We start from the raw sequence: 14,436 nt of genomic DNA, 5'->3' as shown, positions 1-14,436 counted from the left end.
CACCACCCTGGAGATACACGCCATGCAACGCCGCCACCTGTTGGGACACCTGGGATCATGGACTGCCGCCGCATGGCTGCACCCTACAACGAGCCACGCACAGGAACGCTACGCGCCCTACCGCGGCCAGACGGTGCGCATGAGCATTCCGACACACCCCCACTACGACGCCATGCGCAAGCTGCTGCCCGCGTTCACCCGGGAGACGGGAATACGCGTCGATACCGACCCACAGCCTTTGCCTGAAATGAAACGCCTGCAGCTGGCGGAGATGCAAAAGGACAGTTGCGATTTCGATCTGGTCTGCTACGTGGCGATGTGGAAGGGTGAATACGTCAAGAGAGGCCTGATCCGGCCTCTGGCGCCATACCTGGAGAACGCCGCGTTCACGCCCACCGACTTTGACCTCAAGGACATCGTTCCGGGCTATCTGGAAAACATTGGCCTCGTCGGCGGCTGGAAAGGCTACCTGGCAGGCGGCTCTGCGCAGTTGTATGGCCTGCCCTACGGTGCAGAAACCTCCATCCTTGCCTACCGCAAGGACCTGTTTGACGCCCACCAGATCGCCCCACCCAGCACTTACTTTGAGCTGGAGCGGATGCTGCCCAGGCTGCGCGAAAAGACGGGGCTTGGCGCCCTCACCTCACGTGGCAAGGCCGGGCACCAATGTGTACACGCATGGTTGCTGCACCTGAACCCGATCGGAGGGAAGATTTTTGAGAACAACTGGACACCCCGCTTCAACGATGCCTCGGGCGTGCGGGCCCTGAACCTGCTGCGCCAGGTGATGGAAACCGGCCCCGCCGGGGCGCTCGACTTTGACCAGAGCGCCATGATGAATGCGTTCCTTCAGGGACAGGCAACGATGTACCTGGATTCCACCATCGTCTTTGGCGCGGTGCGTGACGCCACGAAGTCACGCGTGGACGGCAAGGTGGCCTACGCGCGGCACCCCAAAGGAAGTCGCCACTCCGCACAATCGGGTGGTCTGGGGCTGGCGATTCCTCAGAAAGCGCGCAACCCTGATGCCGCGTTCCTTCTCCTGCAGTGGCTCACGGCCAAAGCGCAGGACAAGGCAGTCGCTGAACTGGGCGGCGCACCCCAACGCCAATCCACGTTGGCTGATGCGGCCTTGCTGGCCCGGTTCCCGGAGTTTTCCGTTTTGCGGCACAGCATCAACGACGCCGACCCGAACTGGCGCCCCATCATCCCGCCTTGGGATGAGATCAACACGGAGGTGCTGGGCGCGGCGGTCCACCAGGTTCTGCAAGGCAAAAGCGCGGCGCAGCCGGCGCTGGACAAGGCAGCCATGGCAGTCGCTGCGATCATGCGAAGAGAAGGCTACTTGGTGGGTGCTGCACACCACTGAGACCACCGCCGGGGAGTCCTGCCCGAGCGGCGAGCAACCCCGAGCAGATAGAAGCGGCGATCACACTCTGCTGCGCAACGTCCGGCTCAGCAAAATCACCGGCACCAGCCCCACCGCCACCAGCGCCAGTGACGGCAAGGCGGCTTCGCCCAGGCGCTCGTCGCGCGCCAACTGGTAGGCCACCACAGCCAGCGTATCGCTGTTGAAGGGGCGCAGCACCATGGTGGCGGGCAGTTCCTTCATCACATCCACAAACACCAGCAGCGCAGCGGCGGCCGTGGAGCGCTTGAGCAGCGGCCAGTGGACGCGCGCCAACAGGCCGGGGCTACCGATGCCCAGCATGCGGGCGGAGTCATCCAGACTGAGCGGAATGCGCGCGTAGCCGCTTTGCAGGGACTGCAAGGCCACGGCACAAAACCGCACCAGATAGGCCCAAACGATGCCAAACGCCGTGGCGGTGACCAGCGCACCCACGCCCCACTGCGGCATGGCCGCCTGCAGCCAGCCCACGGGCAGCAGCAGGCCCACCACGATGACGGCACCCGGCACGGCATAGCCCACGCTGGCCAGCTGCACCACGCCGCGCGTCACGGCGTCGGGCTGGCGGCGCACCGCAAACGCCAGGGCCAGCGCGATCACCACCGCCAGCGCGGCGGTGATGCCCCCCAGGCGCACGCTGTGCCAGGCCCATTCCATGAAACGTTCCCACGGCAGCACCGACCAGTCGGACGCCAGAGGGCGCAGCATGAAGGCCACGGGGGCCACAAAACCCATGACCACCGGCACGGCGCACACCGCCCAGGCCGCCCAGCGGCGCGCGCCACGCAGCACCAGCGGCTGCGCCTCGGCCGACCCTGCACGCCCGCCGCCCGTGGCAAAACGCATGCGTTTTTGCGCGCGGTGCTCCAGGTGCAGCAGCGCCATCACCACCACCAGCAGCATGGTGGCCAGCTGCGCGGCGGCCAGCCGGTTGTCCATGGACAGCCAGGCCTTGTAGATGCCCGTGGTGAAGGTCTGGATGCCGAAGTAGCTGGCCACGCCAAAGTCGGCCAGCGTTTCCATCAGCACCAGGGCCACGCCCGCCGCCACTGCCGGGCGGGCCAGGGGCAGGGCCACAGCGCGGATGCGGCGCGGCAGTGGTGCGCCCAGCAGGCGCGCGGCCTCCATGAGGTGTGCCGCGCGCTCACCCAGCGCCGTGCGCGCCAGCAGGTAGACATACGGGTAGAGCGAGAAGATGAACACCCACACCGCACCGCCCAGGCTGCGCACCTCGGGCAGCAGGCGGCCTTCCAGGCCGAAGGTGTTGCGCAGGCCCACCTGCAGCGGGCCGCTGAACTGCAAGAAGTCGGTGTACGCATACGCCGTGACATAGGCCGGCATGGCCAGGGGCAACAGCAGCAGCCATTCAAACGTGCGGCGGCCCGGAAAGTCGAACAGCGTGACGGCCGCCGCCGTGCCCGTGCCCACAACGGCCGCGCCCAGGGCCACCAGCACGCTCAGCCACAGCGTGGTCCACACATAACCGGGCAACACGGTGGCCGCCATCTCCCGCAGGATGGCGCCCGCCTGCGCATCGCCCTGCCCGGCGGGCGAAAACGGCAGCCACGACGCCAGCACCGCCAGCACGGGCAGCGCCAGAAAACCTGCGAACAGGATCAGGGGAACGGTGCGAAGGGCAAAAGAAGGCGTGCGGCGCAAGGCAAGGGCTCGGCAGAGGGAAGAAGCGCACACCCGTGGCCGGGCTCAGGCCGGGCGACGTTCTGGAATGCAAATGCGAATTTTAAGCATTCGCCCCTGCCCACCTAGAATCACGGCATGTTTCTAGAGGTCTCCCAACTCCAAGTGCACTACACAGGCCGCCCCCATGCAGCGGTAGAAGGTGTCACGCTGGGCCTGCACGCAGGCGATATCGGTGTACTGATTGGCCCCTCGGGCTGCGGCAAGACGACCTTGCTGCGCGCTGTGGCGGGGCTGGAGCCCGTGACGGGCGGTGAGATCCGCCTGACCAAAAGTGTGGTCAGCAGCGCCACGCTGAGCGTGCCGCCCGAGCTGCGGCGCATTGGCATGGTGTTCCAGGACTACGCGCTGTTTCCGCACCTGTCCGTGGGCCGCAATGTGGCCTTTGGCATCCACCAGTTGCCCCGGGCCGAACAGGCCGCGCGCGTGACCGAAGTGCTGCAGCTGGTGGGGCTGGAAGGCAGCGAGAACCGCTTTCCTCACGAGCTTTCCGGCGGGCAGCAGCAGCGCGTGGCGCTGGCGCGGGCCCTGGCACCGCGCCCCCAGCTCATGCTTCTGGACGAACCTTTCTCCAACCTGGATGTGGACCTGCGCGAGCGCCTCGCGCACGAGGTGCGCGGCATTTTGAAAGCCGCAGGTGCCACGGCCCTGTTTGTGACGCACGACCAGTTCGAGGCGTTTGCCATTGGCGACGTGATTGGTGTCATGAACGAAGGCCACCTGCACCAGTGGGACGATGCGTACACGCTGTACCACCGCCCCGCCACGCGGTTTGTGGCCGACTTCATCGGCCACGGCGTGTTCGCCCCGGCTACGCTGGTGCAGCGCGGCAACAACGTGGTGGCACAAACGCCGCTGGGCGAGCTGACCGACCTGGAAGAATGCCCCCTGCCCGGCAGCTACCCCGGTGGCGAATGTGATGTGCTGCTGCGCGCCGATGACATCGTGCACGACGACCATGCCCCTGTGCAGGCGCAGATCGTGCGCAAGTCGTTCCGGGGTTCGGAGTTTCTGTACACGCTGCGCCTGGCCAGTGGCCACACCGTGCTGGCCCACGTGCCCAGCCACCACGACCATGCCCTGGGCGAGTGGATCGGCATCCGCGCAGAGGTAGACCATGTGGTGACCTTCCCCCGGGGATGACGGTTTGAGAATTCGAATAAAAATGGGCTCTAGCGCTTATCTACAAAGCGCAACAAGCTATCATTTTTGAAAATCATCACCCCGTAGCCCATCGCAGGCACGCTGCCCTGGCACGCCATCAATCCAGGAAACGCGCCGCGGTCTCTGGCGACGGCACCATGCAGGTGTCTGACCGACCCCAGATCCGGTGGCGGTTGCGCGCCACCCAGCGGTACAGCGCGTCGCGCAGCGGTGCGGGCACCAGCCAGCCCACCCACGCAAGCCGCCAGGGCCAGCCCAGCGAGTGCAACACCCGCAGGATGGCGGCGGTGTGCTGCCAGCTGCGGTCGCCGTCAATGACCAGCAGGGTCTGCAAGCCATCCACCTTCAGCCCCGCCCGCGCCAGCAGTTGTTGCCCTACCGCGCTCTGGATGGATGCAAACCGGATGCGCTGCGCAGGGTCGTGCCGCAGCAGAAACTGCACCCAACCGTTGCAGAGCAGGCACTGCCCATCAAACACCACAATCATGCAGAAGCCCCCGCCTGTACAGCATCCGGTGGCACCATCAGGTGCCCCTGGTAGCGGACCACATGCCCCACCCCCCGCACGGTGGCCTGCACATGAAAGTGGAGCGCATCGCCCACCCCGGTCTCCTCCGCCACCACCTGGGGGCGCAGCCACGCCGGGCAGGGTATGCCGCAAAAATGCAGCTGCTGCAGTTGCATCACCAGGCGCCCTTCGGTCTCGTGCAGCACAAACGTCAACCGCGCTGCCCCCAGATGCTCCACCACCCGGCCTGCCGCCCCGCGCAAGGTGGACTGCATGGTCTGCGCGGGAAAGTGGCGGGTCCACACCTCAGCATCCGGGCGCGCATCCAGCTCGAAGGAGATCGGCCCTTGCACAGCACGCTGGGGCGCGCCCAGTGCGAGGGCCAGGACACGCGCCAGCCAGTTCGCGGGGGCATCCACCAGCACATGGCCCGACAAACGCTGTGGTCCCGACAACGCGTGAAACCGCGCCAATGCCGGCGCCAGACGCAGGTATGCGGGGCCCATGGCGCGCTGGTACAAGGACAAGGGGTGCATGTGATGGGGGCTGTGGAAGATCGCCTCAATGCAGTCTATCGCCTGCCACGCCAGCCACCCGACCGCCTGCAAGAAAGAAAAAGGCCGACATCAGTCGGCCTGTCGGGTTGAACAGGGAGCCCCGCGCACTCAGAGGCTGAGAGTTTTTTAGCCGAGCCCGAAAGGCGCGCCAAAAAGCCTCGGATCTAGGCGCAAAGCACAGCCATAGCTCGGGCTATGGCGAGCATTTGCAACGACGAGCCGGGGCTTTTTGGCGTGCAGGGCGGGCATGGATAAAAGACTCTCAGCCTCTCAGGACTTGCCCTTGCGCTGCAAGCCTTCCAGGGCATTGAGGTCTACCTGCGACATGAAGCCCTGCAGCTCCTTGACGCCCATGTTGTCACCCTCGATGCTGACCACCAGGCCGTTCTTCAGAATGGTCTTGAACTCGGCATGGCTGCCATCCTTTTCGTAGCGCTGGTGCAGGGTGCGGCCGCCTTCCTGCCAAGTCTTCTCGGCGCTGGTCTTGTCTTCCTTTTCGCCCTGAGCCATGCCCATGGCCATCACCGCCACCTGCCCCAGGCCCCCGATGTCTACGATCTCCAGGCGCACCTGCCGGGTATCGTTGCCGTATTGCGCACTGGCCTGGCTGGTGGGCAGGCCCAGGGCCGCGCCGTCCTGCACATCAAAGCCCGTGCGCGGCAGGCCTGCCAGCTTTTCTGGCAGCGCTCCCTTGAGCGATTGCGCGGCAATGGCCTGGCCTCCACCGAACGCTCCTGCAGCCGCCTTGGCAGCATTGCCAGCGGCGGCGGCAATGGCGGCGGGGTCCTGGCTCTTTTGGGCTTCTTCCATCTTGCGGGCGGCCTCTTCCATCTTCTTGCCCGCGGCCTCCAGGCCGGCGGTGTCGATGGAGACCTTGCCACCCGGCGTGTTCATGGTGATGGAAGGTGCATCGGCCCCGCCAAACATCGCACCGCCACGGGGCAGGAAAAGCGCACTGACGGCACCGATGACCACCCCCATCACGATGGCCGCGATGATGACCACCACGGTGTAGACCACCGACTTCTCGGGGGTGTTCTTCATGAGCACCGGCAGGCCGGTGTAGAGCAGGTAGATGGAGTACAGCGCCGCCAGCAGGCCCAGCATGGCCAGCGCGGGCAGCAGGCTGAACACCCCACCCAGCATCGCGGCCGTGCTGGCGTACACCGCCACCTTCAGCGCCTGGATGGGACTCTTCTGGCCGCCAAACGTGGGGGCCAGCGCGTCGATGATGAGCCCGAGCACAAACACCCCCACCAGGCTCAGCACATACGACACCACCATGTTCACCAACCCGGCGACGAAGGGCGTACGGATGGTGACGCCAAAGCCCCCAAAACCAATCAGCGACATGCCGATGAATCCACAGACCGCCGGAATGGCAGCGAGGACCATGGCGTAGCGGGTAAACAGGGTTGCGACATCGGTGCTTTCCGTGTCGATGGTGGCCCAGGTCTCCTTGGGTTGCAAAAGAATGCTCTTGGCGCGCTCAATCAGGTTCATGGTGCCCTCCCGGCAGTGTTGGCGGGCCTGCAAGCGCTTTTGCGTGCGCTGGCAGGCCGAAAGACGCGGACGATACGGGAAATTGCGTGGCATTGAGACCGGCTGTGCAACCCACGCGGCTGCAAACGTGGAATATGCACGCTTTTGCCCACCAAGGCCACCTTGGCAGGCACCACCTGCCAACCCGGGATGCACCCAGCCGGCGACTCAGGCTTTCCGCAACCGATCGACGGTATCGTGCAGGTGCTGCGTCCAGGTGCGGCGGTCACGCTCGCCCGCGCGCTCGGGTGGGCCGTAGTGCACCACGGCCTCGATGGGGGGCGCGCACAGCGTGCGCCAGATCGAGCCCACCAGGGTTTCGTCGCCGATGTAGCTGGGTGCAAAACTGGTGGTGCCCGTCGCCTTGTCGGCAAAACGCAGGCCCACGGGCTGCACCGGCGCCTGTGCCACCACGGCGGCCTGCAGCAGGTTGGCATGGAAAGGCAGCATCTCGCGGCCGTCGCCCGTGGTGCCTTCGGGGAACACAGCCAGCACCTCGCCACGCTCCAGCGCCTCCTGCATGGACCGCACCATGCGCAGTGCGTCGCGGCGCGAGCTGCGCTCGATGTAAAGCGTGCCCGCAGCCGTGGCCAGGGTACCGATCAGCGGCCAGCCCTGCACGTCCGATTTGGACACAAAGCGGCAATGCCGCGCCGCGTGCATCACAGGGATGTCGAGCCATGAGATGTGGTTGGCCACCAGCATCACCGGCCCGGTGAGGGGCGGCTGGCCCTGAATGCGCAGGCTGATGCCGAGGTGCGCCAACAGCTGCAGCGACCACACCTGCACCCGGGCATGCTGCTGGTCCGGCGTGAGCGCCGGGAAACGCAGCGCCACGATGGCCAGACCCTTGGCAATGTGGCCCAGCAGGCGCAGCAGGCGCCAGCTGGCGCGCAAAGACTTCACCGCAGTGCCTCTCCGCGCCGCACGTGCTTAGGCGCGGTCAAAGGCCACTTGGCCGCCCACCAGCGTCATGCGCACGCGGCCGGGCAGTTCATAGCCTGAGAATGGCGTGTGTTTGCCCTGGCTGCACAGCGCGTCGTCCTGCACGGTCCAAGAGGCTTGTGGGTCGAGGATGCACAGGTCACCCACGCCGCCTTCCACGATCTGGCCCACGCTGGCCTGCAAGGTGCCCAGGGCGTTGCCCAGCACGCGCGCAGGTTCGGACGTAACCGTAGCCAGCGCGCGCTGCAGCGGCACGCCGCTGTCCTGCGACCACTTGAGGGCCAGGCTCAGCAGCAGCTCCAGCCCCGTGGCACCGGGCTCGGCCTCGGCAAAGGGCAGCGTCTTGGCGTCTTCATCAACAGGAGTGTGGTCGGACACCAGCGCATCGACGGTGCCATCCAGCAGCGCCGCGCTCAGGGCATCGCGGTCGCGCTGCTGGCGCAGTGGGGGCGTCAGGCGCGCGCGGCTGTCGAAGAAGCCAATGTCGTTTTCGGTCAGGTGCAGCGTGTTGATGCTGATGTCGCAGGTCACGTTGAGTCCCTCGGCCTTGGCCCGGCGCACCAGCTCGACACCGGCCGCGCTGCTGAGGCGGCACAGGTGCACACGCGCACCGGTGGTCTTGAGCAGCTCGAAGATGGTGTGCAGCGCAATGGTCTCGGCTGCCACGGGCACGCCCGACAGGCCCAGGCGCGTGGCCAGCGCACCGCTGGCCGCCACGCCTTTGCCCAGGTGCATCTCCTGCGGGCGCAGCCACACGGTGTAGCCAAAGGTGGCGGCGTACTGCAGCGCACGCTGCAGCACCTGGGTGCTGGCCAGGGGCACCTCGGCCTGGCCGAAGCCCACGCAGCCCGATTCGGTCAACTCGGCCATCTCGGTCAGCACCTCGCCGGCGAGGCCACGCGTGAGCGCACCCAGTGGGAACAGGCGCGACTGGTGCAGCTTCTCGGCACGGAACTTGAGCATCTCCACCAAGCCCGGCTCGTCGAGCACGGGGTCGGTGTCGGGCGGGCACACCAGGCTGGTCACGCCCCCGGCCACTGCGGCGGCCATCTCGGATTCGAGCATGCCTTCGTGCTCATGGCCGGGCTCACGCAGGCGCGCGGCCAGGTCCACCAGCCCCGGCAGCACGATGCAGCCCGTGGCGTCCACCACGCGCTTGGGCGCAAAGTCGGGCGGCACGCGGTTGACGCCAACGATGCGGCCCGCCGCGATGGCGATGTCGCAGGTCTGGTCGAGGCCCGAAGCGGGATCGATCACACGGCCGTTCTGGATCAGTATCTTCATGATTTCAAGCCAAATTGGCTGTTAGCGCTTATTGAACAGGCGCTAACAGCTATGAAAACAGGAGCATTCATTCCGGGCTTCATGCCTCATTGCCGGCAACGATGGACATGACGGCCATACGCACGGCAATGCCGAATGTGACCTGCGGCAAGATCACGCTCTGCTTGCCATCGACCACAGCGGAGTCAATCTCGACCCCCCGGTTGATGGGGCCGGGGTGCATGACAATGGCGTCGGGCTTGGCCAGCTGCAGCTTTTCCTGCGTGAGGCCAAAGCTCTTGAAATACTCCTGGCTCGACGGCAGCAGCGCGCCGCTCATGCGCTCGTTCTGCAGGCGCAGCGTGATGATCACGTCCGCGTCCTTGATGCCTTCTTCGAGCGTGTGACACACACGCACGCCCATCTGCGCCATGTCCGACGGCACCAGGGTGCGTGGGCCCACCACACGCACTTCGGCGCAGCCCAGCGTGGTCAGGCCATGGATGTCGGAGCGCGCCACGCGCGAGTGCAGCACGTCGCCCACGATGGCCACCGTGAGGTTGCTGAAGTCCTTCTTGTAGTGGCGGATGGTGTACATGTCCAGCAGCCCCTGCGTGGGGTGGGCATGGCGGCCATCGCCCGCGTTGATCACGTGCACATGGGGCGCCACATGCTGGGCGATGAGGTAGGGCGCGCCCGATTCGCTGTGCCGCACCACGAAGATGTCAGCCGCCATCGCGCTGAGGTTGGCGATGGTGTCGAGCAGGGATTCGCCCTTGCTGGCCGAGCTGCGCGCGATGTCGAGGTTGATCACGTCGGCCGACAGGCGCTTGGCGGCAATTTCAAACGTGGTGCGCGTGCGCGTGCTGTTCTCGAAGAACAGGTTGAACACGCTCTTGCCGCGCAGGAGCGGCACCTTCTTGACCTCGCGGTCGTTGACGGAGACAAAGTTGGCGGCCGTATCGAGGATGTGCGTGACGATGTCGCGCGGCAGGCCTTCGATGGACAGCAGGTGGATGAGTTCGCCGTTGCCGTTGAGTTGGGGGTTGCGCTTCTTCAGCACGGTCAGGCCTCTTTGACTTGGAATTGGAAGGTACCGCTGTCGTCGCGCGCCAGCGCCAGCGACTGGGCGGCAGGCAAGGCCACACGTGCAGCCGCAAAGTCGGCCTGCACGGGCAGCTCGCGCCCGCCCCGGTCCACCAGCACGGCCAGGCGCACGCTGGCGGGGCGGCCATAGTCGAACAGCTCGTTGAGCACGGCGCGGATGGTGCGGCCGGTGTAGAGCACGTCGTCAAGCACCAGCACATCGGCACCGTTCACGTCGAACGGTAGCGCGGTCTGCGCGCTGGCCGACAGGCCACGCTGGGCAAAGTCGTCACGGTGCATCACTGACGACAGCACGCCAGCGGGCCCTTCCAGGCCCAGGTCTTTTTGCAGACGCTCGGCCAGCCAGGCACCGCCCGAGGCAATGCCCGCCAGGCGCGTGGTGGGTGTGAGCCTGCTGCGCACGCCGCGCAACAGTTCGCGGTACAGCGATTCGGCATCGAGCACGAGGCTGCCAGAAGCTGCAGGAGAGGGGTTGCTCATGGAAGATTCCTCAAAAACTGTTCCAGGATGATGCAGGCCGACGCAGCGTCGGCATCCTTGGCACCACCCGCGATGGCCTCGGTGGTGCTATAGCGCTCGTCCACCTCGAACACCTGCAAACCAAACCGCCCACGCAACTGGCGGCCGAACTTGAGCGCGCGCTCGGTGTTCTCGTGGCTCGCGCCGTCCGGGTGGTAGGGCACGCCGATCACCAGTGCGTCGGGTTGCCATTCCTTGATGCGCTGCGCCACCTGAACAAAACGGGCATCGCCCTCAGCCTTGATGGTGGCCTGCGGCGTGGCGCTGCGCAGCATGCGGTTGCCCGAAGCTACGCCTGTGCGCTTGAGGCCAAAATCGAAAGCAAGAAAGGTCTGGAAATGCGCAGGAACGGCTGGCTGAGCGGGCAAGCCGGTCATGCGTGCCCCGCCTCGGGCGACAGCATCCAGGCCTTGAGGCCCAGCAGCGCCAGGGCGCGGTCGTAGCGCTCGGGCACAGGGGTGTCGAAGATCACCGAGAGGTCGGCCGCCACGGTCAGCCAGGCGTTTTCGGCCAGTTCGGATTCGAGCTGCCCCTCGCCCCACGACGAATAGCCCAGCGTGATGAGCACGCGGCGGGGGCCTGCGCCCGTGGACAGCGCTTCGAGTACGTCCTTGGAAGTGGTCATCTCCAGCCCGCCAGGGATGGTCATGGTGGAGGCATAGACCGATTCATCGGTTTCGGCCCTGTCCATGAGCATAGGCTCGTGCAGCACAAAGCCGCGCTCGGTCTGCACCGGGCCGCCTTGGAACACGGGCTCCTTGGTGAGGTCTTCGCGCCGCAAGGACAGGTCCACCTTGTCAAAAAGGCCTTTGAGGGTGATGTCCGAAGGCTTGTTGATGATGAGGCCGAGTGCACCGCGTTCGCTGTGCTCGCACAGGTAAACGACGCTGCGCGAGAAAGACTCATCTTCCAGACCGGGCATCGCGATCAGGAAGTGATGCGTCAGGTTGATGGGCGCAGAATCGAAAGACATCCGGCAATTTTAACGGTGAACATGGCCCCCTCCTCCGAGCCCTCTTACCCCAGCGGTCTTGTCTGGTTCCGCCGCGACCTGCGCGCGAACGATCAGGCCGCCCTGTACCGCGCACTCACGCAGTGCCAGCAGGTGCATTGCGCCTTTGTTTTTGACCGTGAGATCCTGGATGCCCTGCCCCGGACTGACCGGCGGGTGGAGTTCATCCGCGAGTCTCTGGTGGAGCTGGATGAAACGCTGCGCTCGCTTTCTGGGCATGCACAGGGTGGCCTCATCGTGCGGCACGCGGTGGCCAGCGATGCCATTCCAGACTTGGCCAACGCCCTGGGCGTGCAAGCTGTGTTTGCCAACCACGATGACGAGCCCCAGGCCCTGGAACGCGACAGCCGGGTGCGCACACGGCTGGCCACTGCCGGAAGGGCCTTTCACACCTTCAAGGACCACACCATTCTGGAACGCAGCGAGGTGCTCACGCAAACCGGCAACCCGTACAGCGTGTTCACGCCATACAAGAATGCCTGGCTCAAGAAGGTGGATGCCTTTCAGCTCACAAGCTACCCTGTGGAACGCCATGCACACCGCCTGACCCCCCGCCCGCAGGAGCACTGCCAAGCGGTGCCGACCCTGGCGTCGCTGGGTTTCGAGGCCACGGCCCTGTCGCAGCTCAAGCTGCCGACCGGTGCCAGCGGCGCACAGCAGTTGTTCGATGATTTTCTCGGCCGCATTGAGCGGTACGAGGACACGCGCAACTTTCCGGCGGTCAAAGGGCCGAGCTACCTCAGCGTGCACCTGCGTTTTGGCACCATCTCGCCGCGCCTGCTAGCGCGCACCGCACACGGGCTGATGCTGCAAGGCAACCCGGGCGCTACGACCTGGCTCAGCGAACTGATCTGGCGGGACTTCTACTTTCAGATCCTGCACCACCACCCCCATGTGGTGGGCCACAGTTTCAAGCCCGCGTATGACGCGATCCAGTGGGAGTCCGGCCCCGAGGCCGACGCCCTGTTTGCCGCCTGGTGCGAGGGGCGCACGGGCTATCCGCTGGTAGATGCCGCCATGGCGCAGATCAACCAGACGGGCTATATGCACAACCGCCTGCGCATGGTGGTGGCGAGCTTTCTGGTCAAAGACTTGGGTATTGACTGGCACTGGGGCGAGGCTTACTTTGCCACGCACCTCAATGACTTCGACCTGGCCGCCAACAACGGTGGCTGGCAATGGGCCAGCTCCAGCGGGTGCGATGCACAGCCTTATTTCCGCATCTTCAATCCGGTCAGCCAGAGCGAGAAGTTTGACCCGGAGGGCAAGTTCATCCGCCGCTACCTGCCGCAGCTGGCCGGGCTACCCACCAGAGCATTGCACGCGCCCTGGCTGGCACGCCCCATGGAACTACAAGGTGCAGGAGTGCGGCTGGGGGATACCTACCCGCTACCGGTGGTGGAGCACGACACGGCGCGGCACCGCACCCTGGAACGGTATGCAGTGGTGAAGTCAGCCGCAGCCTGAGCCCCACACTCAGCGGCGCGCGGTAGGCGGTGGAACGCTATCTGGCCCGGCAGGCTCGTCGGGACTCATCTGCATGCCCTCACCCCCCAGCGAAGCACCGGCCGCCAGCCGAAGTCGTAACCGCACATCGGTGCGGTTGTCGGCGTTGGCAATCGCTTCTTCGGGAGATATGGCGCCGGACTCGACCATGGCCAGCAAGGATTGGTCGAAGCTCCACATACCCTGCTCGCCGCTGCGGGTGATAGCAGTCTTGAGCTCATCAATCTGGCCCTTCTGGATCAGCTCCGCCACGTAGGGCGTGAGCAACATGATCTCGGTGGCAGGCACGAGGCCGCCCGCCCGCCCCGCCACCAAGCGCTGCGCCACGACTGCGCGCAGGTTGAGGGAGAGGTCCATGAGCAGCTGGCGGTGGGCCTCTTCAGGAAAGAAGTTCAGGATGCGCTGCACCGCCTGGTTCGCATTGTTGGCATGCAACGTGGAGACGCACAGATGGCCGGACTCGGCATAGTGCAGCGCGTGCTGCATGGTGGCCCGGTCTCGGATCTCGCCGATCATGATGACGTTCGGGGCCTCGCGCATCGCGCGGCGCAGGGCCTCGTCGTAGGACAGCGTATCGAGCCCCACCTCGCGCTGCGTCACGAGTGACTTCTTGTGGGTGTGCAAGTACTCAATGGGGTCTTCCACCGTCAGGATATGCCCGCCAGTGTGCGCATTGCGGTGGTCCAGCAACGCCGCCAATGTGGTGGTCTTGCCCGAGCCTGCCGACCCCACCGTGAGCACCAGCCCCCCTTTGAGAAATGCCAGTTGCTGGAGTACGGGCGGAAGACCAAGCGCCTCCAGGCTAGGGATGTGGGCAATGACATGACGGATCACCATGCCCACTTGGCCACGCTGCCGGTGCACATTCACACGAAACCGCTCACCCTCCGGGGTCTGCAGGGAGAGGTCGCACTCCATGGTGGCATCGAACTCCTGCCGCTGCGTTTCGCGGAGGATGGAGTACGCCATCTGCCTGACATCGTCTGCCGAAAGCAGTTGCTGCCCCAGTGCCACGAACACCCCTTGGCGCTTGAGCGTTGGCGGCGCGCCCGCCATGATGAAAAGATCAGAGGCCTTTTCCCGCACCACCACGGCCAGACAAGCCAGGAGACGGGGGTCGGGAGAGGAAGCAGTTGCCGGCGATTCCATCAGGACAACCTCTGGAACGGAACTGACAAAGCAGCTGTCGGAATCGATGCGTGCATTT

At 65.6% G+C, this 14,436-nt stretch carries 14 protein-coding genes; 3 read left to right on the top strand and 11 right to left on the bottom strand.

The window, feature by feature from the left end:
• Nucleotides 1–22 precede the first annotated feature (22 nt).
• On the top strand, nt 23–1,369 hold the full coding sequence (locus IB243_RS05100) for an extracellular solute-binding protein (protein ID WP_010459486.1): 1,347 nt from the start codon (nt 23–25) through the stop codon (nt 1,367–1,369).
• 60 nt (nt 1,370–1,429) lie between these two features.
• Here IB243_RS05100 and IB243_RS05095 read toward each other — a convergent pair whose 3' ends face one another.
• Nucleotides 1,430–3,067: an iron ABC transporter permease gene (locus IB243_RS05095; protein ID WP_192425524.1), complete on the bottom strand. Its 1,638-nt coding sequence runs from the start codon at nt 3,065–3,067 to the stop codon at nt 1,430–1,432.
• 117 nt (nt 3,068–3,184) lie between these two features.
• Here IB243_RS05095 and IB243_RS05090 point away from each other — a divergent pair, with 117 nt between their 5' ends.
• Nucleotides 3,185–4,249: an ABC transporter ATP-binding protein gene (locus IB243_RS05090; RefSeq protein WP_010459491.1), complete on the top strand. Its 1,065-nt coding sequence runs from the start codon at nt 3,185–3,187 to the stop codon at nt 4,247–4,249.
• A 118-nt stretch (nt 4,250–4,367) separates the two neighbouring features.
• On the opposite strand, the gene IB243_RS05085 is transcribed toward IB243_RS05090, so the two are convergent.
• The 9 genes from IB243_RS05085 to IB243_RS05045 all read right to left on the bottom strand — a co-directional run bounded on the left by IB243_RS05085 (nt 4,368) and on the right by IB243_RS05045 (nt 11,684).
• A complete protein-coding gene (locus IB243_RS05085; protein ID WP_192425522.1) occupies nt 4,368–4,757 on the bottom strand; it encodes a thiol-disulfide oxidoreductase DCC family protein in 390 nt (129 codons plus the stop codon).
• Nucleotides 4,754–5,314 (bottom strand): DUF4166 domain-containing protein, encoded by a 561-nt coding sequence (locus tag IB243_RS05080; protein ID WP_192425520.1) that lies wholly within the window; start codon nt 5,312–5,314, stop codon nt 4,754–4,756. Before IB243_RS05080 ends, IB243_RS05085 begins: the two co-directional genes overlap by 4 nt.
• A 291-nt stretch (nt 5,315–5,605) precedes the next feature.
• Nucleotides 5,606–6,838 carry a Yip1 family protein gene (locus IB243_RS05075; protein ID WP_057270184.1) on the bottom strand — a complete coding sequence of 411 codons (1,233 nt, stop codon included), beginning with the start codon at nt 6,836–6,838 and terminating at the stop codon, nt 5,606–5,608.
• A gap of 207 nt (nt 6,839–7,045) precedes the next feature.
• On the bottom strand, nt 7,046–7,783 hold the full coding sequence (locus IB243_RS05070) for a lysophospholipid acyltransferase family protein (protein ID WP_192425518.1): 738 nt from the start codon (nt 7,781–7,783) through the stop codon (nt 7,046–7,048).
• 27 nt (nt 7,784–7,810) lie between these two features.
• Nucleotides 7,811–9,106, bottom strand: a complete 1,296-nt coding sequence (locus IB243_RS05065) for a dihydroorotase (RefSeq protein WP_192425517.1) — start codon at nt 9,104–9,106, stop codon at nt 7,811–7,813.
• A gap of 79 nt (nt 9,107–9,185) precedes the next feature.
• Nucleotides 9,186–10,172, bottom strand: a complete 987-nt coding sequence (locus tag IB243_RS05060) for an aspartate carbamoyltransferase catalytic subunit (RefSeq protein ID WP_370540327.1) — start codon at nt 10,170–10,172, stop codon at nt 9,186–9,188.
• Nucleotides 10,151–10,672 (bottom strand): bifunctional pyr operon transcriptional regulator/uracil phosphoribosyltransferase PyrR, encoded by a 522-nt coding sequence (gene pyrR / locus IB243_RS05055; protein WP_192425516.1) that lies wholly within the window; start codon nt 10,670–10,672, stop codon nt 10,151–10,153. The genes IB243_RS05060 and pyrR overlap by 22 nt, the downstream gene beginning before the upstream one ends.
• Entirely contained in the window at nt 10,669–11,088 is a 420-nt protein-coding gene (ruvX, locus tag IB243_RS05050) for a Holliday junction resolvase RuvX (protein WP_057226245.1), read from the bottom strand. The genes pyrR and ruvX overlap by 4 nt, the downstream gene beginning before the upstream one ends.
• On the bottom strand, nt 11,085–11,684 hold the full coding sequence (locus IB243_RS05045) for a YqgE/AlgH family protein (RefSeq protein ID WP_057226243.1): 600 nt from the start codon (nt 11,682–11,684) through the stop codon (nt 11,085–11,087). Before IB243_RS05045 ends, ruvX begins: the two co-directional genes overlap by 4 nt.
• Nucleotides 11,685–11,705: 21 nt before the next feature.
• On the opposite strand from IB243_RS05045, the gene IB243_RS05040 reads away from it, so the two are divergent.
• Nucleotides 11,706–13,190 carry a deoxyribodipyrimidine photo-lyase gene (locus IB243_RS05040; RefSeq protein WP_192425515.1) on the top strand — a complete coding sequence of 495 codons (1,485 nt, stop codon included), beginning with the start codon at nt 11,706–11,708 and terminating at the stop codon, nt 13,188–13,190.
• A 9-nt stretch (nt 13,191–13,199) separates the two neighbouring features.
• Here the strand turns inward: IB243_RS05040 and IB243_RS05035 are convergent, their stop codons facing one another.
• Nucleotides 13,200–14,378 carry a PilT/PilU family type 4a pilus ATPase gene (locus IB243_RS05035; protein ID WP_192425514.1) on the bottom strand — a complete coding sequence of 393 codons (1,179 nt, stop codon included), beginning with the start codon at nt 14,376–14,378 and terminating at the stop codon, nt 13,200–13,202.
• Between the last annotated feature and the right edge of the window lie 58 nt (nt 14,379–14,436).

This window comes from Acidovorax sp. ACV01 (assembly GCF_014851495.1).
In the GTDB taxonomy this organism is placed as follows: Bacteria; Pseudomonadota; Gammaproteobacteria; order Burkholderiales; family Burkholderiaceae_C; genus Acidovorax; species Acidovorax radicis.
The sequence above is the reverse complement of the archived record's forward strand: the minus strand, read 5'-3'. Positions and strand labels throughout refer to the sequence as shown.

Excerpts from the sequence above, each read along its gene's own strand:
- IB243_RS05100 (WP_010459486.1), top strand. The coding sequence starts at position 23 with ATGCAACGCCGCCACCTGTTGGGACACCTGGGATCATGGACTGCCGCC.
- IB243_RS05090 (WP_010459491.1), top strand. The coding sequence starts at position 3,185 with ATGTTTCTAGAGGTCTCCCAACTCCAAGTGCACTACACAGGCCGCCCC.
- IB243_RS05085 (WP_192425522.1), bottom strand. The coding sequence starts at position 4,757 with ATGATTGTGGTGTTTGATGGGCAGTGCCTGCTCTGCAACGGTTGGGTG.
- IB243_RS05080 (WP_192425520.1), bottom strand. The coding sequence starts at position 5,314 with ATGCACCCCTTGTCCTTGTACCAGCGCGCCATGGGCCCCGCATACCTG.
- IB243_RS05075 (WP_057270184.1), bottom strand. The coding sequence starts at position 6,838 with ATGAACCTGATTGAGCGCGCCAAGAGCATTCTTTTGCAACCCAAGGAG.
- IB243_RS05065 (WP_192425517.1), bottom strand. The coding sequence starts at position 9,106 with ATGAAGATACTGATCCAGAACGGCCGTGTGATCGATCCCGCTTCGGGC.
- pyrR (WP_192425516.1), bottom strand. The coding sequence starts at position 10,672 with ATGAGCAACCCCTCTCCTGCAGCTTCTGGCAGCCTCGTGCTCGATGCC.
- ruvX (WP_057226245.1), bottom strand. The coding sequence starts at position 11,088 with ATGACCGGCTTGCCCGCTCAGCCAGCCGTTCCTGCGCATTTCCAGACC.
- IB243_RS05045 (WP_057226243.1), bottom strand. The coding sequence starts at position 11,684 with ATGTCTTTCGATTCTGCGCCCATCAACCTGACGCATCACTTCCTGATC.
- IB243_RS05040 (WP_192425515.1), top strand. The coding sequence starts at position 11,706 with ATGGCCCCCTCCTCCGAGCCCTCTTACCCCAGCGGTCTTGTCTGGTTC.
- IB243_RS05035 (WP_192425514.1), bottom strand. The coding sequence starts at position 14,378 with ATGGAATCGCCGGCAACTGCTTCCTCTCCCGACCCCCGTCTCCTGGCT.